General features: G+C 69.0%; 19 protein-coding genes and 1 pseudogene. 16 read left to right on the top strand and 4 right to left on the bottom strand.

Annotated features, from left to right (window positions below; translation table 11 throughout):
• Positions 1–2 precede the first annotated feature (2 nt).
• From ACFYZ8_RS20235 to ACFYZ8_RS20245, 3 genes are read right to left on the bottom strand one after another with little or no spacing between them, the layout of a single operon-like run.
• Positions 3–1,229, bottom strand: coding sequence for a restriction endonuclease subunit S (locus ACFYZ8_RS20235; protein ID WP_389049866.1), 1,227 nt, complete (start codon positions 1,227–1,229; stop codon positions 3–5).
• Positions 1,226–3,256 carry an N-6 DNA methylase gene (locus tag ACFYZ8_RS20240; protein ID WP_389049868.1) on the bottom strand — a complete coding sequence of 677 codons (2,031 nt, stop codon included), beginning with the start codon at positions 3,254–3,256 and terminating at the stop codon, positions 1,226–1,228. Before ACFYZ8_RS20240 ends, ACFYZ8_RS20235 begins: the two co-directional genes overlap by 4 nt.
• A 57-nt stretch (positions 3,257–3,313) precedes the next feature.
• Positions 3,314–5,020: an N-6 DNA methylase gene (locus tag ACFYZ8_RS20245; RefSeq protein WP_389049871.1), complete on the bottom strand. Its 1,707-nt coding sequence runs from the start codon at positions 5,018–5,020 to the stop codon at positions 3,314–3,316.
• A gap of 186 nt (positions 5,021–5,206) precedes the next feature.
• Here ACFYZ8_RS20245 and ACFYZ8_RS20250 point away from each other — a divergent pair, with 186 nt between their 5' ends.
• The gene (locus ACFYZ8_RS20250; protein WP_389049874.1) at positions 5,207–6,898 is read left to right on the top strand and encodes a DUF6119 family protein; all 1,692 of its coding nucleotides are present in this window, start codon (positions 5,207–5,209) and stop codon (positions 6,896–6,898) included.
• 249 nt (positions 6,899–7,147) lie between these two features.
• The gene (locus ACFYZ8_RS20255; protein WP_389049876.1) at positions 7,148–8,074 is read left to right on the top strand and encodes a DUF5655 domain-containing protein; all 927 of its coding nucleotides are present in this window, start codon (positions 7,148–7,150) and stop codon (positions 8,072–8,074) included.
• Positions 8,075–8,177: 103 nt separating this feature from the next.
• Here the strand turns inward: ACFYZ8_RS20255 and ACFYZ8_RS20260 are convergent, their stop codons facing one another.
• Entirely contained in the window at positions 8,178–8,924 is a 747-nt protein-coding gene (locus ACFYZ8_RS20260; protein ID WP_389049878.1) for a DNA-methyltransferase, read from the bottom strand.
• 579 nt (positions 8,925–9,503) lie between these two features.
• Between ACFYZ8_RS20260 and ACFYZ8_RS20265 the strand changes: the two genes are divergently transcribed.
• From ACFYZ8_RS20265 to ACFYZ8_RS20330, 14 genes and pseudogenes are all read left to right on the top strand, one after another.
• Positions 9,504–10,649: a C40 family peptidase gene (locus ACFYZ8_RS20265; protein ID WP_389049880.1), complete on the top strand. Its 1,146-nt coding sequence runs from the start codon at positions 9,504–9,506 to the stop codon at positions 10,647–10,649.
• Positions 10,650–10,734: 85 nt separating this feature from the next.
• Entirely contained in the window at positions 10,735–11,043 is a 309-nt protein-coding gene (locus ACFYZ8_RS20270; protein WP_046913952.1) for a DUF6112 family protein, read from the top strand.
• Positions 11,043–11,729: a hypothetical protein gene (locus tag ACFYZ8_RS20275; RefSeq protein ID WP_389049882.1), complete on the top strand. Its 687-nt coding sequence runs from the start codon at positions 11,043–11,045 to the stop codon at positions 11,727–11,729. The genes ACFYZ8_RS20270 and ACFYZ8_RS20275 overlap by 1 nt, the downstream gene beginning before the upstream one ends.
• Positions 11,730–11,755: 26 nt before the next feature.
• The gene (locus ACFYZ8_RS20280) at positions 11,756–13,147 is read left to right on the top strand and encodes an ATP-binding protein (RefSeq protein WP_389049885.1); all 1,392 of its coding nucleotides are present in this window, start codon (positions 11,756–11,758) and stop codon (positions 13,145–13,147) included.
• Between the two features lie 139 nt (positions 13,148–13,286).
• Entirely contained in the window at positions 13,287–14,759 is a 1,473-nt protein-coding gene (locus ACFYZ8_RS20285; RefSeq protein WP_389049886.1) for an SCO6880 family protein, read from the top strand.
• A gap of 34 nt (positions 14,760–14,793) precedes the next feature.
• On the top strand, positions 14,794–15,246 hold the full coding sequence (locus ACFYZ8_RS20290) for a DUF6238 family protein (protein WP_389049888.1): 453 nt from the start codon (positions 14,794–14,796) through the stop codon (positions 15,244–15,246).
• Between the two features lie 27 nt (positions 15,247–15,273).
• Positions 15,274–16,845, top strand: a complete 1,572-nt coding sequence (locus ACFYZ8_RS20295; protein ID WP_389049889.1) for an ATP-binding protein — start codon at positions 15,274–15,276, stop codon at positions 16,843–16,845.
• Positions 16,842–17,363, top strand: coding sequence for a hypothetical protein (locus tag ACFYZ8_RS20300; protein WP_389049891.1), 522 nt, complete (start codon positions 16,842–16,844; stop codon positions 17,361–17,363). Before ACFYZ8_RS20295 ends, ACFYZ8_RS20300 begins: the two co-directional genes overlap by 4 nt.
• A gap of 28 nt (positions 17,364–17,391) precedes the next feature.
• Entirely contained in the window at positions 17,392–18,090 is a 699-nt protein-coding gene (locus ACFYZ8_RS20305) for a hypothetical protein (RefSeq protein WP_389049892.1), read from the top strand.
• 143 nt (positions 18,091–18,233) lie between these two features.
• A complete protein-coding gene (locus tag ACFYZ8_RS20310; protein WP_389049894.1) occupies positions 18,234–19,379 on the top strand; it encodes a hypothetical protein in 1,146 nt (381 codons plus the stop codon).
• A 97-nt stretch (positions 19,380–19,476) separates the two neighbouring features.
• The gene (locus ACFYZ8_RS20315) at positions 19,477–20,250 is read left to right on the top strand and encodes a hypothetical protein (RefSeq protein ID WP_389049896.1); all 774 of its coding nucleotides are present in this window, start codon (positions 19,477–19,479) and stop codon (positions 20,248–20,250) included.
• A 26-nt stretch (positions 20,251–20,276) separates the two neighbouring features.
• Positions 20,277–20,721: pseudogene (locus tag ACFYZ8_RS20320) on the top strand (hypothetical protein).
• 259 nt (positions 20,722–20,980) lie between these two features.
• Complete coding sequence (locus ACFYZ8_RS20325) at positions 20,981–22,258, top strand: hypothetical protein (RefSeq protein ID WP_389049898.1); 1,278 nt, start codon at positions 20,981–20,983, stop codon at positions 22,256–22,258.
• A gap of 70 nt (positions 22,259–22,328) precedes the next feature.
• Entirely contained in the window at positions 22,329–23,003 is a 675-nt protein-coding gene (locus tag ACFYZ8_RS20330) for a hypothetical protein (RefSeq protein WP_389049901.1), read from the top strand.
• Positions 23,004–23,090: the final 87 nt, after the last annotated feature.

Raw genomic sequence — 23,090 nt, forward strand, 5'->3', positions numbered from 1 at the left:
CCTCAGAGGCCGTGGTCGTGCGCGGGGCGGGCGGTGGTGACGTCGAGCTGACCGGTGACGGCAGCGGTGATGAGCGCCTGGCGTCGATCGGCAAGCAACTTTTCCTGCTCGTTCAGTTTTTGCTCCAGAATGTCCAAGGCACCGGTCTTCTCATCCAGCGCAGCAACGATCTCTTCCTGCTCGACGAGAGGGATCGACGGGATGGAGACCTGCTTCATCGACCCGACATTGAAATGCGCCTGAATACTCCCAACGGAGTTTTTCGCAACCTGCATTCGAACCCAATTTGAATTGAGCGCGTACTGCAAGTAAGCGGAGTTCAGCTTCCTGCCGGGACGCACAAGGATGAGGTCAATACAGTTGGCGCCATCCAATTCCTCGGGAACGACTGCCGCAGCCCCGGCCTGGCCCGTTCGAACGATTACCACGTCACCAGCAACGAGCCGTGACTTAACGTTCTCGGCATTCCCCTCACTGCTGATCGACACAAGATTCTCGGTGTCGATCAGACCTGGCTTGACGTTCAGTCCACGCAAAGCTGGAACCCCGCCCGATTCCACGTACCACTTGGCCGGCGTGATGACAATGCCAACGGTCACTTTTTCCGCCAGATATTTTAGCGGGGTCATGTACCGCCGGGCGTTTTGGTCAATCCCCAACTCCGACTCGACGATCCGCTCCCGCCTGAGCGCCAATAGATCTCGCATCTCGCTGCGCTTCGCCACGAGTCGGTCGATGCGAGCAGTTTCGACGTCGAGAAATTCGGCGATCCGACGCTGTTCTTCCAGCGCGGGAAGCGAAATGGGGAGATCACCAATCTCGCTCGGGCTAATGGCCGGGTAGCTGACGCCAACAGAGCGTGCAACTACGGCATCAATGAACTGACTCGAGCGACAGTGGTACGCAAGATACCTGGAATCCACTCCCGCCATCGCCTCCAGGACAGCAAACCCCGTCGAAAAGACCAACGGGTCGTCGCCCTCAGGCACTGACGCGATCGCTTTAAGATAGGTCCGCACAGTTGAGACGATGACAGACCCTGCTGGCGCGAGTCGTCTGGCGCGGGACGGCGCATTCTCGAATGCTACGTCTTCTTCCGGGATAAGAACATTCCCCAATCCGTCCACTGCACTGATATCAATGTAGCGGAACCGGAATTCCTCATCGGTTCCCTCCGGGAGGACTCGAGAATTAATGCGAGCAATGTTCTTGATTCGGTAGGAAGTCACCTAGTCACCTCCCCTAGCAACTCCTGGATCTCGGCCTCCAGCGTCTTCAGTCTCTCATCGATCTCGTCCAGAGGTTTAGGTGGATTGCTGACGTAGAAGGTGCGGGTGAAGGGGATCTCGAAACCAATCTTGAATCGCTCGACCTCCTTCGTCTTCGGGTTTTTGATCTCCGCGATCCAGGCATCCGGCGCATGCGGGAGGACTTTCCGGGCAAGGTACTCGTCGACGTCCTCGTGCAGCGGGACGTTCTCGTAGTCGCGCAGATCGGGGTCGGGCTCAGGCTTGCCCTTGACGAGCTGAACCTCGCCCTCCGGGTCGGTCACCCCCACGGCATCACGCAGGGCCTTCTGGAACGGCGCAGCGGAGGGCCACAGCACGCCGCTGGCCACCATCGCCGTCCGTAGGGCGTCCCATGCCTCAGCCTTGGTGGACCACTGCGATCCGAGCAGCGGCTTGAGCGCGCCCAGCAACAGCTCGACCGCCGCTTCGCCCCCGACTGCCTTCTTCACGGCGGCCGACGCACCGAGTTGAGCAAGGCTGTGATCAGTCAGCTCGAAGCGGAGCTTGAGCGGCCGATCCACGGTGATGCGCTGGTAGCCGAAGTCTCGGTTGGCGAAGACCTTCACCCGCGCGTGATCCGGATGGGCTTCGTCGCTGGCGATGTTGAGCGCGTCGCGGTAGGTCGCGCAGATGTACCCGATCTGGGCCCGAGTCATTTTCTTGCGCTTCTCGCCGAGGGACTTGCGCATCCTGGTGCACTGATCGCGGGCGTCGAGAAGGATCACGCGGCCCTTGCGGTCGGCGGGCTTACGGTTGGTGACGATCCAGAAGTACGTGAAGATGCCTGTGTTGTAGAAGAGCTGGTCCGGGAGAGCGACGATCGCCTCCAGGTAGTCGTGCTCGATGATCCACCGGCGGATCTCCGATTCACCCGACCCCGCGCCGCCGCTGAACAGCGGGGAGCCGTTGAAGACGATGGCCAGGCGGGTGCCGCCGACCTCGTCGCCCGCCGCGTCCTTCTTGAGCGGCTGCATCTTGCTCATCATGTGCTGCAGGAACAACAGCGAGCCGTCATTGATCCGGGGCAGGCCGGCTCCGAAGCGGCCGTCGTAACCGCGGTCTTCGTGCTCCTGGCGTACGACCTTCTCGACCTTCTTCCACTCCACACCGAAGGGTGGGTTGGCGAGCATGTAGTTGAAAGTCTCGCCGTCGTGGCCGTCCTGGCTGAAGGAGTTGCCGAAGCGGATGTTCTTGGCGGTATGGCCTTTCAGCAGCATGTCGGAGCGGCAGATAGCGTACGACTCGGCGTTCAGCTCCTGTCCGAACAGGTTCACGCGCACGCGCGGGTTCAGTTTCCGGATGTGTTCCTCTGCCGCCGAGAGCATGCCGCCTGTGCCGCAGGCTGGGTCGAGAATCTTGACGACCTGGCCCTCCCCCGTCAGCCGGTCGTCGTCCGGGGCGAGCAGCAGCTCGACCATGAGCTCGATGACCTCGCGCGGGGTGAAGTGCTCACCGGCGGTCTCGTTGGAGGCATCGGCGAACTTGCGGATCAGCTCCTCGAAGACATAGCCCATGTCGTGGTTGTCCACGGCTTCGAAGCTCAGGTCCAGGCCGGCGAACTTCCGCACCACCTGGTAGAGCAGGTCGGCGTTGTCCAGACGGTCGATCTGGAGGTGGAACTCGTAGCGGTTGATGATCTCGGTGGCCTCCGAGGAGAATCCCCGGATGTAGTCCTTGAGGTTCTTCGCCACATTGGCCGCGTCGCTGCTGATGGTGTCGAAGGTCTGCTCGGAGAGGTTGTAGAACTTCAGCTTGGAGGCTGCCAGCAGCAGTCCGTCCTTGTTCTCTCCGGTGTAGGAGGCCGCCCGGTCCCACACCGCCTGCCGGGTCGGGGCCATGACGCAGTCCAGCCTGCGCAGCACCGTCAGCGGCAGGATGACCTTTCCGTACTCCGAGCGCTTGTAGTCACCGCGCAGCAAATCGGCCACCGACCAGATGAAGTCAGCCAGTTCCTGGTTCTTACTCAAAGCGTCCTGTCCTCTCGCCCCACTGCGGCGTCTCCGTCGTTTGTCGTGCTTTGGTGTTCACCGTTGGCGCCCGTCACAGGCCGGCGGCGGATCGAGTGCACCTCCGGTGAGGCCGTCGCGGGCGAGCCGCGCAGCCCGGTCGCCCATGCTGGCGAGTTCGGCAAGTTCGCGCTCGAAGGCGCCCAACGAGCGAAAGGCGTCGCCGTAGCGGTGCTGTCGCTCGACGTCCATGCGGGGTAGGCGCGCCGCCTGCAGGTCCGCTCGGAACGTACCCGAGGAGGACGTGCTACGACGGGCGTTCGCCGCGCTATTGGCGAATCCGCGTACGTAGTCGGGGTCCAACTGGTCGCTGGCGGAGATGAGCTCGTCACCGTCCAGGCTGACCAGGCCGGCGGCCAGTAGGTCACTCACCGCGACCGGGACGCCTTCGTCCAGGGCGTCAGCCCGGCCGCGTGGTGGCAGCTCGGGAAGTAGCGCCCGCAGACGGCTCAGGCGAGTGTCGAGATCCTCGCGCAGCTTGGCGTACTCCACCGCGTAGTCGGGTTCCGGCTCGCGTACGTAGCGGCTGGGCGTGAGGTCCACCTCGTTGTCCAGCAGATCAATCAGCTGCACCTCCGCCTCTTGGTGCGGCTGAGGCTCCCATGGTCCCTCCGGGCTATTGGTGCTGAGATCCACCATGCGTACGGTCCCCGCCGCCCGCCCAGGGCCAGAGGGGCGACTCAGCAGCCACAGGTGTAGCGGAAGTGCGTGGCTGGCGGCGAGGCCCGGCGGTAGAGCCACCACCGCGGCGACGCAGCCGCGACGCACCAACTCCGCCCGGATTCTGCGACCGGAGCGGCGATGGGCGACCGATGTCGGCAGAACCACCACGGCTCGCCCGCCGGGTGCCGTGTGGTGGTAGCAATGCTGAAGCCAGGCGAGTTCGCTCTCCCCTCGCGAGGGCACACCCGCCTCCCAGCGCGGATCGACGAGCAACTGCTCGCGACCCCAGTCAGCCACGGCGGTCGGTGGCTCGCACACGACCACGTCCGCGCGGAGCTCGGGGAACGCGTCAGCCCGCAACGAGTCGCCCGCCACGATCTGAACCGGCGCCGCCGCCCCGGTGGCGGCCAGGGCCGCGCGCACCCGGGCCACGCGCGTCGCGTCCATGTGCGTGTCTTGCCCCAGCCTGCTCCCGACCGCATCACCACCCACCGCAACGAGAAGGGAGCCGATGCCACACGCCGGGTCGAAGACGGTGCCAGAGGTCTCACCGGCGAACTCTCGGACGGCGCGGGCCAGCTGCAATGTCGAGGCCCCGTCCAACGCTGCGCGCGCGGTGGAATCCAGCAACCGAGCGACCAGACCGTCCATCACCTCGGTGGGCATCCGGTCGGCGACCAGCCCAGCCACTGCGTCGCGGGCGGTCTGGTCGCTCAGCTCGTCCGCATCACCCCGGAGATGTTCCCCGACAGCAGCCAGCGCCCTGACCATTTCCTCGCCGTAGGTGCCACGCAGCGCCTGCCAGAGCCGGACCTCCCCACTGACTTCTCGCCCTTCGCGCTGCCCTTCCAGCCACTGCCGTACCTCGGCGAGCGAGAACAGGGGACTCGCCGAGGTGCCGCCGACGGGTGCGGGAAAGTCCGAGCGGCGCCTGCGCCAGTTGGACACCGCAGCGCGCGTCACGCCCGCCAACCTTGCGATCTCCGCAGCGGTCACCGTGGCATCGGATACCTCGTTTTCTCCGACCATGGCACGACCGTACACCGACAGCACTCCGATCACCAAGTTACATTCAGTTGACGGCGCTAACACACTCCTGTTCACTGGGTATCACGCGCCAGGAACTCCGACGCACCGCACAGCGCCCAGCGCCGAGAGGAGATCCGGGCATGAGCACGAAGTCACGCGGATCGAGGAGAACGGCCCCGCGGACACCGACTCCGACACCTCGACTCGAAGGAGCATGACGTGACCGCCAAGCAGAAGAGCAGCACCGGCACCCGCAAGTCCACGCTGCACCGACTCACTGTTCCCAACGGTGACGAGGTAGAACTCCGCGCCCTTGTGCGCCCCCACTATCTCGACAGACCCGGTTACCAAGTCCGCGAGTTCGCCCGGGAGGGCGTCACCGGGCTCCTGGTGAACGGGGGAATCCCCAGGGACCGCGCCGACTGGTGCCCGGCCGTCGAGCGGATCACTGGCCTGGAGGTCAACGAACGGAATCACTCCGCTGCGGGCCTGGTGCTCATGCGCACCGAGCGCGGCCTGTACGCCCTGAGTTACGGGGTCGGCCAGCACATGCTGGACCCGTACTACCGCGATGATGAGTTCGGCCTGGAGTTCGCCACCCGCTGCCTCGACGAGGACGGCATCATCAAGGTGCGCAACCAGATCATGGACGGACGAGGGCGTGTCGACGAGTACTCCGTCGCCCGGGGGGAGCGTATCGACGGCTTCGGGCTCGACCGGTTCGGCGCAGTCGTACGCCGCATCTGTGGAACGGTCAGCGGCATCCCGTTGACTTCACTGCCTTCCGGTACCTCCAAGCATGTTCGGGTCGAGTGTTCCGAGTCGACCATCAAGCTGCCGCTGGCCACCACCCCGGAGGAATTCCTCAACGACCTGCGCGCGATAGAGGACGTCTGCTCACGCCCGGATCCGCTGCCCGAACTGGGCTTCGTCGATCGGCTCCGCACACTGGACAACCGCAGCCGCAAGGCGGTAGACGCCCAGGCAGTCCTTGAGCGCATGCTCGCCGACCCGAGTCACCCGCGGCTCACGCTGGGAGTTCCGGAGAGCTGCCAGGAGGGCTTCGGCTCCGCCCAGGCGTTCCGGATCACCTCGGGTAGCCGCAGCATCGACGTCACCGACCTAGACCTTCCTGTCCTCCTCGAGTTCGTCTCGGACAAGACCGAGGGCGAGCGCCTCAAGGCGCTCGGTCAGGTACGGGTCGTCATGTTCAGCGACGACGACCTGAAAACGCCAGCCAGCGCCGCGACCACCGGCAAGGAGTGGCTCATCGCGGACGTTCCCGTGGGAACCACGCGGTACTTCTACGGCCACGGAAAGTGGTACGAGGTGGGAGCCAGATTCCTCGAGACGTTGGAGGAAGAGCTCCGGGAGCTACTGGGCAAGCCGTCCAGCGTCCAACTGCCCGCCTGGCCGAAGGGAGTACCGAACGCCAAGAGACGAGACTCTCACGATGAAGATTGGTACAACAAGCAGGCAGCAGGCCAGGAGGGCTACCTCCTCTTCGACAAGAAGAACATCGTCACGGACAAGTTCAACGGTGGCGGACTGGAGGTCTGCGATGTCCTCGGCCCAGACAACCAGCTGATCTGCGTCAAGAAGGCCACTAGCAGCGACGGGACCGCGCCGCTGAACCACCTCTTCGCCCAGTCGGTCACCGCCGTTGAAACCCTGCGCAGCGACGAAGCCATCCGTAGCGCCTTCCTGAGGCAGGTTGCGGACCGTACCCCCGACCACCGCCTCCTGAGCGACTTCGGCACGCTGAAAGTCGTGCTTGCCATCCTCCTCAAGGACGGAAAGGAGATCACCGTCGACTCGCTCTTCGCCTTCGCCCAGGTCTCCCTACTCCAGTCGGCACGTCGCTTGCGCGCGATGAACGCAGAGGTCGAGGTCGTCGCAATCCGACGCTGAACCCACGCCGCCCTGGGGAGACGATCCCCATACCCCCTTCGCGAGCGCCGTGACGCGTCCAGCACCTGTCCGAATCGGACAAGCGCGGCCCAGCTGATCGTCTTCCCTAAAACAACGCCGAGGTGTCCACACCGGCCGAGAACAGCGAGGGGACAGCCCCCGACGAGGCATGACGCGCAGGCATCCATAGGAATACCCGCAGGCCGGTTTCGATTGCTCTCCCTGTAGTGATCACGAAGGGGGACGCTGGTGAGCGAACTGAAGCTGTTCCGGCTCGATGCCGACGGCCGGGATGTCGAGCTGCGCGGTTCGACGGTGGCGCTGGAGGTCGAGTTGCAGCGCCGGATCGAGGCTGGCATGGAGGCCATGCTCGGCATCCGGTTCCTCGCGTCCGAGTACCCGACGGGGCCTTGGCACCGAGGCCGGATCGACTCGCTCGGCCTGGACGAGAACGGCACACCTGCGCTGATCGAGTACAAGAAGGGCGCCGATACCGGTGTCCTGTCTCAGGCCGTCTCCTACCTGTCGTGGTTGGACTCCGCACGTCACGAGTTCGAGGCACTGGTCAAGGAGAAGCTGGGTTCCGAGGCCGCCAAGTCGATCGACTGGCGGAACCCGCGGATGGTCTGCATCGCGGCCAGCTTTTCGCATCACGACCGGGTCGCGGTAAAGCGCCTGCGCGAGCGGGTCGACATGGTGCGCTACCGCATCTTCGACGGCGGGCTGCTGAGCTTGCTGCTGGTCGAGTCCGCCTCTGGGTCTCCCAGCCCCACTCCACCTCGGCGACAGAGTCGGCATAGAGAGGTGGCGGTCGGCGCTGGCGTCGGTTCGGTTCAGCCGCCCCCGGGGGCGGCTCCCGCGTGCCTGCAGGACCTGTACGCCGAGCTGGACGAGGCCCTCACCGCCTGGGGCGAGGTCGAGGTGGCTCAGCTTCGGCACTACATCGCCTACCGCCGAATGGTGAACGTCGCCTCTGTCATCTTCCGTCCGAAGCACGAGGCGATCCTGGTCTACCTGAAGGTCGACCCGGACACGGTCGAGTTGGAGGAGGGCTTTTCGCGCGACATGCGCGGCATCGGCCACCTCGGGACCGGGGACCTGGAGGTGCGTATCGCCTCGGCAGCCGACCTGGAGAAGGCGGGCCCGCTGATCCGGAGGGCGTTCGAGGCGGCGTGACGCCTGACGCAAGAGGAAGGGCGGCGGGTGCATCGGTTTCTCGATGCACCCGCCGCCCTTGTCCGTCTGCGGTCCGTTGGCCCCGGTCCGGTCGCTCTCATACTCATGCCTCCGGTCCTGCCAGGACGAAGTCGTCCTGGGTCAGCTCCGCGCGGAGCCTCGCCTCAGCGACTTCTGCGTAATGCGCGGACAGCTCGACTCCCACAAACTGCCGGCCCTCGCGCAAGGCTGCGACGCCTGTGGAGCCGCTACCGGTGAAGGGATCCAGGACGGTGCCGCCTTCTGGGCAGATCTGCACGAGCTGCTGCATGATCTCGACCGGCTTCTGGGTGATGTGGACGCGGTCCTTGCGCGGCTGGGAAGCGATGAAGTGGCCGGGCAGGTAGAGGTCCCGGTCCTTTTCGAGGCTGCCCTTGACGCCCCAGACGATGAACTCGGCCGACTGCTTGAACCCGCCCTTGCGGGGCCGGCTGGCGGGCTTGATCCAGGGGATCGTGCCACTCCAGGTCCAACCCGCCATCTGCAGGGCGTCGGACGTGGTGGGCTCCTGGCGCCAGTCGGAGAAGACCATGGCGACGGAGTGCTCGGTCGCGGCCCGGTACGCCTCGGTGAGCAGTGCGGTCAGCCAGCTTCGATAGCTCCGCTGGTCCCGGTTCTCGCCGGGGAAGTTCTGCAGGTCGTGCGCCGATCCGGCCGTGACGTACTTGGCGCGGGCGGTGCGGCCGGTGCGGTCCGAGCTGGTGCGTCCGCCGGAGTTGTACGGGGGATCGGTGATGACGGCGTTGACGCTCTCGTCCGGGAGGGTCTTCAGCACGGTGAGGGCGTCGCCTCGGTGCAGCGTGTAGCTCATGTGCGGGGCCTCTTTCAGGGCACGACGGGACTGAGCCCGCTCCGGACGGCGGTCAACAGCAAGCGGCCGGAGTGGGGTTGCGCCGGAGGTTAGCCGCGATTTCCGGCCGCACCTAACGAGCCTGTGCCGTAGTTCGGGCCCGGGTTCGGCGGTCGTTTGGTGCGGCCGGAATCCCGGTCTACTGTCTCGCCACGTCACCGAGGCGGAGTCCAACTCCACCCCTGCTGACCTGTGCTGATCCGTGTTTCCGCGTCCAAAAACGCGGAGCAGAAGGCACGTTGACTCCCCGTTCCCGAAGCCGTGAGGAGGCCCGGTGCACCGCCTGAGATTACGAGCGCGGCTGGCTGCCGCGCATGACCTGAACCCGGTGTCCGGGAGCTACCAACTCCCCTGACCCGGGCCCGCCCTGAGAGGCGGATTCACATCGGCGCGGTGTCGACGGCTTTGCACGAGAAGTCGGCACCGCGCCTCCTACGAACCGTGAGGAGCCGCTGCGATGCAGCACGCCCTGATACGCCCACGCCCTGACCCAGCTCCGCTGCCCGGCCGGGTTCTCCGCCCCGGCGAACGGCGGCGGCGATGAAGAAGACCACCGGAGCGGTCGTAGGTCTCTTCGCCTCCGGTCCGCTCCTGCTGGCCGTTCCGGTTCTCGCCGTCGGGGCCGGGACTGCTACGGCCTCCTGCTCGACCGGCGGTCCACAGGCTGTGGATACCTCGGCCGTTGCCGCTCAGGTGAAGGCGATCCTGGACGGCGGCGGCAAGGGCACGGTCTCCGTGCCGGGCCTGGCCGACCCGGCCGAGCAGATCCCCAACGCCAAGACCATCCAGGCCACCGGCGTCGCGATGAACATCCCGGCCCGCGGCCAGATCGTGGCCCTGGCGACCGCGCTGCAGGAGAGTGGCCTGCGGAACCTCACCTACGGCGACCGCGACTCGCTGGGCCTGTTCCAGCAGCGGCCGTCGCAGGGGTGGGGCACCGCGAACGAGATCCTCGACCCGGTGCACGCCTCGACGAAGTTCTACGAGGCGTTGGGAAAGGTCTCGGGCTGGCAGTCCCTGTCCGTCACCCAGGCTGCCCAGGCGGTGCAGAGGTCTGGCTTCCCCGAGGCTTACGCGAAGTGGGAGCCCTTGGCCACCGCCTTGCAGCAGGCGATCGAGCCGCTGTTGTCGAAGGCCGGCGGCACGTCGCCGAGCCCTTCGCCGTCTGGCTCGGACAGCACGGCCAGTGCTGCGTCGAGTACCGCGGGCGGCTGTACGGCCGGCGGGGACGGCACCGACTTCGGAACCATCCCGCCCGGCGCGGTGCCGGCCGGATACAAGATCCCGGCAGACGCTCCGCCCAAGGTTCAGACGGCGATCCGCTGGGCGCTCGGCCAGCTCGGCACGCCGTACCAGTGGGGCGGGAGTTGCACCGACTCCCACGGGAGCGACCCCATGGGCCGCTGCGACTGCTCCTCGTTGATGCAGCAGGCGTACAGGGCCGCCGGGGTCACCCTTACGCGGACGACGTACACGCAGGTCAAGGAGGGCAAGCCGGTATCGGTGGACGCTCTCCGGCCCGGTGACCTCGTCTTCACCGAAGGGACCGCCAAAGTCCCGGAGCACGTCGGGATGGTCGTCGGCCAGGGCTTGATCGTGCACGCCCCGCGCACCGGGGACGTGGTCCGCCTCACGACCCTCGCGTCCTGGAAGTCGCAGATTCTCGCGGCCCGCCGAGTCGTCTGACCGGCGCTTTTCCCTCCCCCTCCTGCACTGGCGCTTCGCCCCCTCGGGCTTTGGCGTGCACTAAATCAAACTGGAGTTCACAACTATGTACCTCGTCGACAAGGTCGTCCAGCTCGCCTACGACCCCGGGATCAAGCCGAACGAGGGCGGGCTGCCGGGTCTGTCGGTCCTCAAGCAGGTGATGGGCTCGATCAACCTCTTCGGGATCATCGCCGTGGTCGGCGCACTCGCCGTCAGTGCGGGTGTGTGGGCCTGGGGCCACCACTCCGGCGGTCACCAGGCCGAGGCCAACGGCAAGAAGGGCGTGCTGGTCAGCGCTGGCGCGGCCCTCCTGCTGGGCGCCGCGAACGGCGTGGTGGCCTTCTTCAGCACGCTGGGGAGCCAGGTCCGCTGATGTCTCCCCGCTCCACGAACCCCGGCGGCGCTTCTCGCGTGCGCCGCCGGGCGCTGCTCGGCACCGCTGTCCTGGTGGTGCTCGTCGCCCTCGCCGGCCTGGCCGCCTACCTCACCCGCGACGGCAGGACCTCCTCCAAGGCTCCCGCACCGCAGGTGAGTTCGGCTTCCCCCTCCTCGACCGCTTCTGCTTCCGCTTCGTCACGACCGCACGGCAGCCGCGGCGACCTGCCTGTTCCCCCGTCCACGCACGACCCGATCGCCTTCGGCAAGGCGGCAGCCGCGGCGCTGTGGTCGTACGACACCCGCGCCTACTCCCAGCGCGAGCTGCTGGCTGCCCTGCGCGGGTGGCTGACCAGCGAGAGGAAGTACGCCGACACCGCCTCGGTCGACGCGCTCGTCCCCTCGCGCGTGCTGTGGAAAGAGATGGCCGCCAACGGCCAGTTCGCCACCGCCAAGGTGAACGAGGCGCACTTCCCCGACTCGTTCACCCAGGCCCTGCAGGCGGACCCCGGGGCGATCACCACCGCGTACGTCTACGCGGTGACGGTCTCCGGCAAACAGTCGATCGCCTGGAAAGGCTCGTCGCACGGCGGCGCCGAGAACCGCGTCACCACCCTCGCGGTCCAGTGCCGCCCCTCCCAGCCCTGCGCCCTGGCCGGTGTCCTGTCGGCCGTCGCTCCCTGACCCCAACCCAGAAAGGAGGTACCGCCATGGGAGTCTGCGACTTTCCGCTGATGGACAAGGTCTGCGGCGCCGTCGACTTTGCCGCCAATCCCGCCGGGACCGTCACCGACGGCATCGGGGCGTGGATCGCGAAGTCAGCGGGTGAGCTTGCCGCCAGCGCGGCCGATCTCGCTGCCAGGGCCGTCAACGAGACCACCGCCATCGATCTCAACGCCGGTTGGTTCCGGGACAACTACGAGCTGCTGTTGCCCATCGGTCTCGCCTTGACCGTCGGCACGTTCTGCATCCAGTTGATGCTCGCGGCCTGGCGACGGGACGAACGCGCACTCGCCCAAGCCGCGATCGGCACGATGACCGGCGTCCTCTTCTCCTTCTGCGCCGTCGCCTTCACCTCCGTCGCCATCACGGTGGTCGACGCCCTGTCCGACGGCCTGTTCCAAGCGGCCAACAGCTCAGTGGACGACGCGATCCGCCGCGTCATCAAGGTCAACCAGTTGGGGCCGATGTACGCCCTCGGCTGGACCATCCCATCCCTGGTCGCCTTCGGCTGCGCGATCGGCGCGTTCATGTACTGGGGCGTGATGGTCGCCCGCAAGGTCGGTGTCCTGATCATGGTCGCCCTCGCCGTCTTCGCCGGAGCCGGTGGTGGCTGGGAGGTCGCCAAGCGCTGGCGGCGGGGGTGGATCGAGGCAACCGCCACCCTGGTCGTGTCGAAACTGCTGATGACCGTGGTCTTCCTGATCGGCGTCTCGGCCATGGGCAAGTCCGACGCCACGGACGGCATGGCTGCCCTCTCCGACGCGATGGCCGGCATCGTCGTGATGGTCCTGGTCCTGCTCTGCCCGTACGCCACCTACAAGTTCGTCCACTGGGCGAGTGACGGCGGCGGACACGACGACCTGCACCGTACCGGCGTCGCCGGCATGGCGGTCGCCGCAGGCGCGGCGAAGACCGCGGGCAGCCTCGCGATGCAGGCCAGCACCGGCACTCCCGCTCCGCAGGGGCCTAGCAAGGTCCCCGGCGCGGGCAGCGACGGTGTCGCCTCCGGCATCAACCCCACCGGCGGAAACCTGAGCAAGGAGGGTATCGACGCCGGACCTCCGAAGCCGCAGACCCGCTTCCGGTACGGCGAGGACCCGAACGCCTCCGGCGACAAGGGCCGCGCCCTGATCCAGCGCCCCGGCATCCCCGCGCTGATCACACGGCCTGCCGACACCGAAGCAGGGGACTCCGAGGGCGCTCCCTCCGCCCCTCAGCCCGCTGGCGCGTCGATTCCGGGCGGCAGCCTGACCCGCGTAGGTGCCGCTCCGCCTGATGGTCCCGCCGCACCACCGCCGCCCTCCACCGGTCCGTCGGCGACCGGCTCCCCGACTCCGACGAGCTGGGTCTACCCCGACCAGCCGCCGTCCGGGTCCTGACCCACCACCACCGAGGGGGCGGGCTGCTTCCCTCCAGCCCACCCCCTCCCCCGACCACACGGGTGGAGTCCTGCGATGACCTCCAGAAGAGCGCCACGCCTCCGCCCCTGCCCGCCCGCTCCCACTGTCTGGAACCGCCATGTCTGACAACCGCCAGGCCGAAGCCACCACGGCCACCGTGAAGTTCCCGCACCGCAGCAGGCGCGGCATCCTGCTCGGCCTCACCGCCCCACAGCTGATCGTCGTGAGCCTCACCGGCCTGCTCCTGCTCGCCGTGATCCTCGCCCGTGGCGTGGTCGGCGCTCTCGAACTCATCCCGCTGTGGGCCGCCATCGCCCTGCTCGTCTTCGTCCGCTACCGAGGCCGGGCCCTGGCCGACTGGGCGCCGATCGTCACCCGGTACGCGCTCCGCCGGATGCGGGGCCAGTTGATCTGGCTCGTCCGACCCTCCCGCCGACCGGTCCGCGAAGGACTCCTCCACCTGCCCGGAACCGCCGCAAGCCTGCGCGTGGTCACCGCACCCGACCGCCGGTACGGCGCCGTCCACAACCCCCACACCGGCACTCTGACCGCCGTCGTCAAGGTGTCCTCCCGCGCCTACGCGCTGCTCGACCCGGGCACCCAGAACGCCAACGTCAACGGCTGGGGCCGTGCCCTCGCCGCACTGGCCCGCACCGGCCAGGTCGCCCGGATTCAGGTGATCGAGCGCACCGTGCCGGACTCCGGCGACGCCCTTCGCCGGTACTGGGAGGAGCACGGCCGGCCCGACGCCCCGGTGGCCGGCCAGGTCTACAGCGAGCTGATCCAGAGCGCCGGCCCGGCCGCTGCTCCGCACGAGGCATACGTCGCGGTCTCGCAGGACGCCAAGGCCGCCAGGCGGCTGATCAACCAGGCCGGTGGTGGTCTGACCGGGTCCTTCAGCGTCCTGGCGCAGTTGACCTCGACCTTCGACCAGGCCGCGCGCACCGCCGGGCTCAACCCCACCGGCTGGCTCACCGCCCGCGAGATCGCGGCAGTCGTACGAACGGCGTACGACCCCAAGGCCCTCTCCGCACTGGACCGTTGGTCCTCTTCCGGGCGCCCCGAGGCCGACGCAGCCGCGGCCGGCCCGGTCGTGGTCGTCGAGAAGTCGGACCACATCGCGACCGACTCCGCCGTCCACTGCACGTACTGGGTGGAGAACTGGCCCCGCACCGAGACCTCAGCGGGCTTCCTGCACCAGCTGCTGTTCACCGCCGGAGTGCGGCGGACCCTGTCGCTGTCGTACGAGCCGAAGGGGCTGGACGCCGCCCTGCGCGATGTCCAGCGCAAGAAGGCCAGCGTGATCGCGGACGCAGCCGAGCGAGCGCGGCGCGGCCAGGTCGACTCCGAAGCGGACTCCATCGAGTACCACGACATCAAGTCCCGAGAGCGCCAGCTCATCGCGGGCCACGCGGATGTCGCCCTGACCGGCCTGCTGACCGTCTCGGCCGACTCCGAGGAGGAACTTCGTTCCGCCTGCGCGGTCGTGGAGACCGCGGCGGTCGGCGCCCAGCTCGACCTCCGGCCGCTCACCTGGCAGCAGGCCGAGGCGTTCACCGCCGCCGCCATGCCGCTCGCCCTCGCCGTCTGATGCCGGCCCTCCCCCCTTCCGAAAGAGCACCCCCATGTCCCGCACCGCCAGCCCGACCGCGCAGGACTTCGTGCCCTTCGCCACCGCCGCGCTCGACTTCCACCGCGCGCTCAACGTGCCAGGCGGTCCTCTCGTCACCACCCGAGCCGAACTGGACGCCCTGCACGCCCACCTCGTCTCGTTGCACGGCCTGCTCGACGCCCACGCCGCCCGAACGGGCCAGCTCACGCCGATCGAGGGCGACCAGCTCAGCGCCGCCCGCACCCGGATCTGGCAGGCCGCCGACCATGTCCACGCCGCCTACCACGCGGCACCTCGGCCGGACTCCGGCAAGGTCCCCGAACGCGAGGCGTGCCAGGCCGGCCTGCCGGAAGGCGCACCGGAGCTGACCATCTGCCAGCGCCACCAGCGCACCGCGCACCTGGTCCGACGCCGTACCACCCCGGCCGACCTCCACGCTCCGTTCACCGGCCTCGTCCGCCACTGACCCTGCCTTCCGTCTGGAGAATCGTTCATGCCCCGTACTCGCGCCAGCGCCTCCCCCTTGTTCGTTCCCCGCAAGTCGTCGCGGGCCGAGCAGCGCGCCGCCCGCGCCGGTTTCGCCGAGGCCCGGCGCCAGGCCCGCCTCGCAGGGACCCCGCCCAAGCGCCGCGACGAGGAGACCCTCGACCCGGAGCTGCGGCCGACCTATCCGCCGTCTGGACGCCCCGGCCCGGCCTCGGCACGAGGTGGCAAGCTCAACCTGCCCGCCCACCGGATGACCACCGCCACCGTGTCCGGGGCCTATCCCTTCCTCGCCGAGGGCGGACTGGGCGCGGAGGGCATCTTCATCGGCCGCGACGTCCACGCGGAGGCCGCGTTCTGCTACGACCCGTTCTCGCTGTACAGCAGCGGCCGGGTCGAGGGCTTCACCAACCCCAACGCGGTCCTGGCCGGAATCATCGGCATGGGCAAGTCCGCACTGGCCAAGTCCATCGCCACCCGGGCGATCGCCCACGGTTACCGGGTCTACGTGCCCTGCGACCCCAAGGGCGAGTGGACGGCCGTCGCGCAGGCTCTCGGCGGCTACAGCATCGCGCTGGGCCCGGGGCTCCCGGGCAGGCTGAACCCCCTGGATGCCCCGGCCCGGCCCGCCTCGGTGAGCGAGAACGACTGGTCAACGGAGGTCCGCAAGCGCCGTCTCCTGCTCCTGGCCGGCCTCGCGCGCACCGTACTGAAGCGCGATCTCCAGCCGATGGAACACACGGCCCTCGATCTCGCGCTGGACCTGGTCGTCACCGAAGCCGAGGCAGGCGGCACCGTGCCCCTGCTCGGCGAGATCGCGCACACCCTCGGCGCGCCCGAGCGCCTCGACCGGGCTCTCGGCGACCAGGCCGGGCGCATGGGGCCCGCAGCGCAGGACCTCGCGCATGCCCTGCGCCGTCTGGTCCACGGCGACTTGAGCGGCATGTTCGACGCGCCCTCGACCGTCGCCTTCGACCCGACCACCCCGATGCTGTCCATCGACCTCTCCCGCCTCGGCGGCTCGGGCGACGACACCGCGCTGGTCCTCGCGATGACCTGCGCGAGCGCCTGGATGGAGTCCGCGCTCGCCGACCCGGCCGGCGGCCGACGCTGGGTGATCTACGACGAGGCATGGCGCGTGATGAGGCACGTCGGCCTGCTGGAGCGCATGCAGAGCCAGTGGAAGCTCAGCCGAGGGCTCGGCATCGCCAACCTGATGGTCATCCACCGCCTCAGCGATCTGCTGAGCGCGGGCGACGCCGGCTCGCGTGGCCGGGTGCTGGCCGAGGGTCTCCTCGCCGACTGTTCCACCCGCATCATCTACCGCCAGGAGCCCGACCAGCTCACCGCAGCCGCGTCGCTGCTCGGCCTGACCGGTATCGAAACCCAGGCCGTGTCCGCCCTGACCAAGGGCCGGGGCCTGTGGAAAGTCGCAGGCCGGAGCTTCATCACGCAGCACATCCTGCATCCGGCCGAGCGCGAACTGTTCGACACGGACGCCCGGATGCATGCAGACCCCCGTGAGTTCACAGTAACTGACGGGTCCTCAGTTCCTGGATCAAGCAGGGAGGCGCGACAGTGAGCCCCCATGGGGTGTCGGGTCCCCGGTCCGGGCTCGCCCCTGGTCTCCGGTTCGGTGCGGTCGAGGATGCCGCCCCGCTCCAGCGCCACCCGACGGCCGGCCCGGCCACGAGTCCGGACGGCGGCTCACCGGCAACTGACGGGAACGACCGCCTCGCCGCAGCCCGGACCGAGGAGTTCACTGACCTGTTCCGCGAGGCCGTCACGGAGGACTTCGGCGCGGTGGCCCGCCTGCACCAGATGCTCGAAACCGCCTCCGAGTGGTGTCGCGTCCACGGTGCCCGAAGCAGCGCGTCCGAGCTGGACGCCATCGCCTCCCGGTTGACCGACCTCGGCGAGGAGCTGCATCTCGTCGCGGAGAACGTCGACCACGAGGTCCGCTCCCGGGCGTACCAAGCGGCAGCAGCAGCCCGTCTCTCGCCAGCGGCGTCGGCCCGGGGAACCTCCCCCGGCCAGCGGAACGACGCTCCGGCTCCGGTCCCACCTTCCGTCACGCGCTCGCTGCCGCGTTCGCGGTGAGGCACCCGTACAGAAACGAGTAACGACCATGCCTACCTCTCCCGGCTCCTCCGCCACCCCTGACTGCCAGCCGCAAGACGCCGACAAACGGGCGGCATGGCGGGCGCGTGTCCAGGCCCTGGCCTCCGCCGCCGACGGCATCAGGCAGGCTTCGGACCAGTGGGACGCGGTCTCCGACTCGTACTGCGACGAGGACGGCTGGCCCGTCGATGAAACCGGGTACGCCGACGGCAAGGTGGCCCGGGACGCCGCCGCCTGGGAGCACGTCGAGACCTTCCTGGCCCACGGCCCCGAAGTCCTCGCCAGTGTCCGGGCCGCCGCGCAACCGGCCGACTACGTGGACGGCCCGATCAGCGCCGACCTGCTGCGCCTGCGGGGGATCGACTCCGTACTGGAGCGAGCAGGCGAGATCCGCCACGAGTGGGATCAGGTCATCGCGCTCATGGAGGGGTCCATGCCCGGGTCGCGGGAGCTCTACGAGCAACGAGCCCGCGAGATCCGCAACTCCGAAGGCTGGCACTACGCCGACGAACTCAGCTACGGCGGAGCGGCGTTGGCCAGGGCTGCCGATCACCTGACCGACCGGATCGGCGATGACCAGTCCGCGCACACCGGGCGTGTCCAGGCGGCCCTGGCCCGATCCGCCTCCGGCCAGCACGGTACCTCTCCCACTTCGCCGCCCGCCTCGGCGACGTCCGACGCCCCTGCCGTGCGCCGCTCGCGCTGACGCATCTAGCACCGACGTCCGGCGGGGCCAAACCGTCCGATCGCCGGATCCTCGACGAACGCCACCACCCCTGCAGTCCCCGCCCGGCTGCGGCTTGCCGCCGCCGTCGACCGCTGGGGACGGCCGGCCACGGAGAAGCCCACATGCGCCCCGATCAGACCCTGGTCACCCTCCAGCGGGAGGGCACACGCATCACGGCGCGCACCAGCGAACGCTGCATCCAGGAAGCCACCGCTGGCACGTCGGAGCATGACCACCCGTACAGCCACCTGACCACGCCGCTTCGGCAACGCGGACTGTCCTGCACCGTCGAGTACGGCCTCAGCGACTACATCGTCCACGCCGAACTCCCCGACGGCAGCGCCCTGATCATCTCTCCGCCCCAGGAACCGCCCACCGACCACCCACCCGGGTATCCGGAGAGCTGGTTGGTGACGCGCGGGCATCCCGACGACTCCACGCTCCACGAAGTGATCTACGACTCGGAGCCCGACGGTCCCCATGTCCGGTACGGCGGCAGCATCCCCCGCCTGCTCGCCGCCATCGACACGCGCCTGGATCAGCTCGGCCTGCCGCCCCGACCGGAACCGCGGCGACCTGCCCAGGAGAGCGGCGCCGACGCGGTGCTCCACCGTGCGGGCTTCGTCCCGGTCGTGCTGTTCCGCGAGCGCTTCCACCGGCTGCCCTCCGCCATGACCGACCCGGTCGAGCAGCGGCAGATGGTGACCCGGGCCGTCGACATGCTTCAGGCCGAGGGCTTCGACGTCTCGTGCGATCCCGGCCTGCTCGACCCCAGCCTGCCGCCCCCTGACCATCAGGGACTCAGCATCGGTGACCGTCTCGGCCACCTGACCCATTCCATCCAGTCGGCGTCGCACACGGGCGAGGTCGTCGCCGCACTGAGCGAGCTGACCGCTCCCGGTGACGGCGTTCTCCAGCGCGTCGTGGAGTCCCTCAACACGACGGCCGGCTGGTGGGAGGGCCTGGGCGAACCCGCCGATCCCCACTACGCGAACCGGCTCCGTTACATCGCCCAGAAGCTCGACTCCTACGCGTTGGACATTCGGTCCATGCGCGGCGTGCTGGCCGACCGGCACACCAACCACCCCGGCAGGCTCCAGGCCCGGGTGGACCAGCTCGCCCCGGAGGAACCGGCGGCGTCCCGGGTCGCCGCCGCTCTCGCGGTCTCACCGACCGCACAACGCACGACCCCAGCCGCGCCGCCGTCAGCTTCAGCCGCACCTCCCTCCCTGCCTCCCGCCCGACCCTCGTCCGCGCCCGGTCGCTGACCGCCGCCCACCTTGGAGCCCGCCATGTCCCGCACCAGCAGAACCGTCCCCGCCCTCGACCGCCCCGCTCCCCCTGCGCCCATCGGATGGACCCGCCATGCCCACCCCCGAGCACGACCCGCTTCCCGACATCGCGGTCGGCCGCCACCCCGACTTCGGCATCGTCGCCGCCAACCCCAAGCAACTGGCGGCAAGCACCTGGATGTTGAAAGGTTTCGACTTCCACCCCGTCCCCGACCACCCCAACCTGTACGCGCTGGCCAACCAGCAGAATGATGGGCAGGGCCGCACCACCCGGGCCATCGCGCTACTGCGCAAAGCCGGCTACCGGGTCGACGTGGACGCCGCGTTCGACCCCTCGCTGACCTCCGGACCAGCGCCCGTCCTCGACCGGCCCGCGCGCGTCGAGCCGGACGTCGCGTTCGCCGAGCACCCGCAGCTCGGTGTGGTCGCCGCCACCGCCGACGGTTCCTCTGCTCTCGGCGGCCCGCTCATCCTGGAAGAGCACGGCTGGCGGCTCAACCCGGGCCTGGACATCTACACGCTGCACATCACCACGCACCGCAGCGAGGCGCTCGACAAGGTCGCCACCGCCACGCTGGCGATGCACCGGGCCGACCTCCAGGTGGCCGTACAGCCCCTCCTCGCCCAGGAGATTACTGCGCGCCAGTCACCCGCGCCTACGACGGCAGCGCGCCACCAGCGCGATCAGGGCTTCACCACTCAGAAGCTCCCCATGAGCGCCGCCGCGCTCGCCGCCAGTCCCGCCCGCGCCGGCCTGCCAGGTAAGGCGCCGGTGGCCGCGCCCGCCGCCTCCGGCCCGGGAACCCGCCCGGTGGACCCTCGCATCGCGTTCTCCCGTAACCGCTGACCCAACTCCCGTAAGGAGCAGTTCCCATGGCCGTGAAAACTCTTTGGCAGATCACCCATTCTTGTGGGCACCAGGCTGAGCGAAACCTGTCCGACCGGGCGGCCGACCGTCGCGCGGGGTTCGCCGAGTGGGCTCTCCAAGCAGGAGTGCACCGATTGCTGGCGGGCCGCGAAGGATGGCCACGAGCAGGAAAAGGCCGCCTGGCTGGAGGCCAATCGCGCCGAAGAGCAGGCCGAGTCCGCAGCCTGGTCGCAGCAGTACCGAATGCCGCCCCTCGAAGGCCGCGAGCGGGCCGTCGCCTGGGGCGTGCGGTGCCGCCACCGGGTCCTGGCTGCCGCGTACACCGCTCTGGTCCTCGAAGGCGAGACCAGCGAGGCGGAGTGGGAGGAGATCGAGGACGCGGCTCGCACAATCACCCGCGCCGGCTGGTGGATTGATCAACGCTCCTCCGAGCCCGGCGACCTGACCTAGCTTCTCGAGGCAGCCACCGGGGCCGACCGGCCCACGGAGAACCCCCACTTCTGACGCCCGGTGCCCCGCTTCGGCGGGCACCGGATCGCTCCGCCTGCGCGGACTCCGCCTACGACCAGGGCCTCAACGAGCCGCAGTGACATCAGGCGTCTACCACCCATCTCCGGCCGGGCCAAACCGCGGATTCCGCGGATCCTCTCTCCCCCAACGGCCCGACCACCCGGGCTCCCGTTCACCACTCCCCTTCGAGGTAGACGCCGTGATCGCCCACCTGCAGCGTGCCAGCCATACCGCCGGCCTCCTGGAGTACCTGTACGGGCCAGGCGAGCGCGGCAACCACACCAACCCCCGCCTGATCGCGGGGGACGGCCACGGTGCCCCGATCGAGATGCTCGCCCAGACCGACGCGCCGGCGTACCTGGCCCACGCCCTCGACGCACCCGTCGAGCGCCTCGGGACCCGAGCTCCCGAGCGGCCAGTGTGGGTCTGCTCGGTCCGCTCCGATCCCCGGCACCCCGACCCGACAGACGCGCAGTGGGCCGAGGTGGCCCGCCGGATCGTGGCGGCCACCGGCATCGCGCCGGAGGGCGATCCGGACGCCTGCCGGTGGATCGCCGTGCGCAACCAAGCACGGCAAGTGCACGTCGTGGCCACCCTCGCCCGCGAGGACGGCAGCCTCCACAACACCTACCGCGACGCCTTCCGTCTCCAGACCGAGTGCCACCGCATCGCCAGCGAACTCGGCCACCTGCCCCCGACCCCGCGCCCGACACCCCGCGCCCAGGAGAACCACGTGCCTGCCTCCTACATCACCATCAGCGCAGAGCCCAGCGGTAGCGTCTCGGCGAAGGGCGCCAGCGACGACCTGTCCGCCACGCTCCTCAAGCACGCCGGTTTCCAGCAGATCGAGGACTGGTACGGCCGCCGCCACCGCCTGGCGACCACCACCCCGCAGGCTGAGCGCGTCGCCATCGCCTCCCACGCAGCCGAGATGCTCCGCGCCGCCCGGTACAGCGTCGATCTGGACCCCGACCTCGACACGAGGCGGTTGACCAGCCCGGCCAACCCTCTCGGGCTCTACACCGCCAGCGCCGAAGTCCTGCGGCTGACCGACCAGATCAGGGCCGCCGAGAACGGTGCCGACCTTGCCCAGGCGGTCGGTCACCTCCTTCATCCCGAACACGGCGTCCTGGAACGCCTCCGGGAAGCTCTGGAGACGGCAGGCGAACAGATCACCGACCTCGACGACGAGTCGTACGCGCTCGCCGACCGGTTCGGCTTCGCTGCGGAGTTCGTCAGCGCGGCGCAATCGGAACTCGTCGGAGCGGGACGCGAACTGCACCGTGTCAGCGGCTCGCGCCAGGACCACACTGGGGCGCAGACGCAGTCCCCATCCCCGCCCGACGCACGAAACGCGGCTCTCGCCACGTCACCCGCGGCGGACAGGGCCAAGGCGTCTTCGGCGCTTGGAACTCCGTCGCCGGAGGTCGGTACAGCCGTAGGTGCGCCGCAGGTCACAAGTCCTCGGACCCGTTAGACCGGCCAAGGTCCGAGGGATCTGTCCAACCCACCCGGCACCGACCCAACTCCCCGCCCAAGGAGGAACAGTGCCCGAGTTCTACCCGAGCATCGGCGACGCCGTAGGCGCCGCGATGCAGCACAACATCCGGCTTGCCTACAGCGGCAAGGCGCCCGGCTCCGACACGCCCCCGCAGGTCCGACACCTGCCCCACCCGTCGGCCGACCCGTACTCCGTCCCGGGGATGACAGCCCGGCTCACGGAGACAGCGACTCCCCATGAGGTCGCCGGAATCATCAAGGAGGTCAACGGAGCGCTCGGGGCCCTCCCCCAGCTGACCGAACTCGTGGCCGCAGCGGCCGACTGGACCCGAGCCCGGCTGACCTTCGAGAACCCGCACCACAACCCGACCTTCGAGACGTGGACACGGCTGGCCGCCGCCACTCGCATGCTGCGGGACGTCCAGGAGGAGCTGGTGGTCGCCGAGGACATGATCGGCACGTGCCCTGTGCAACTCAGCGACCCCAAGTACCGCGACGAGGTGCCTGCCCTGCGGACCGGGGAGCCGCTCAGCGATGTCCTCGGCAACGACGCGGTCGCGGACGAAAAGCCGCCCGCCACCCAGAACCCGGAAGCGGACCGACAGCGAGCCGCCCGCGCCTCCTCCCCACACGCCGGCACCCAGCGGACCGCGCCCTCCGTCGACGCGACATCCGAAGCACCCACCAGCGCCTCACCGCCCCGGTCGCCGCGCACGCGATGACCTCGGCCTGACTTCGACCGCCGCCCCCTTCCCGGAGCAGGAGCTGCCCCGATGACCAGCAGAAGAGCGCCGCGCGCCCCGCCTCGC

This window comes from Streptomyces sp. NPDC001668, from assembly GCF_042893155.1.
In the GTDB taxonomy this organism is placed as follows: Bacteria; Actinomycetota; Actinomycetes; order Streptomycetales; family Streptomycetaceae; genus Streptomyces.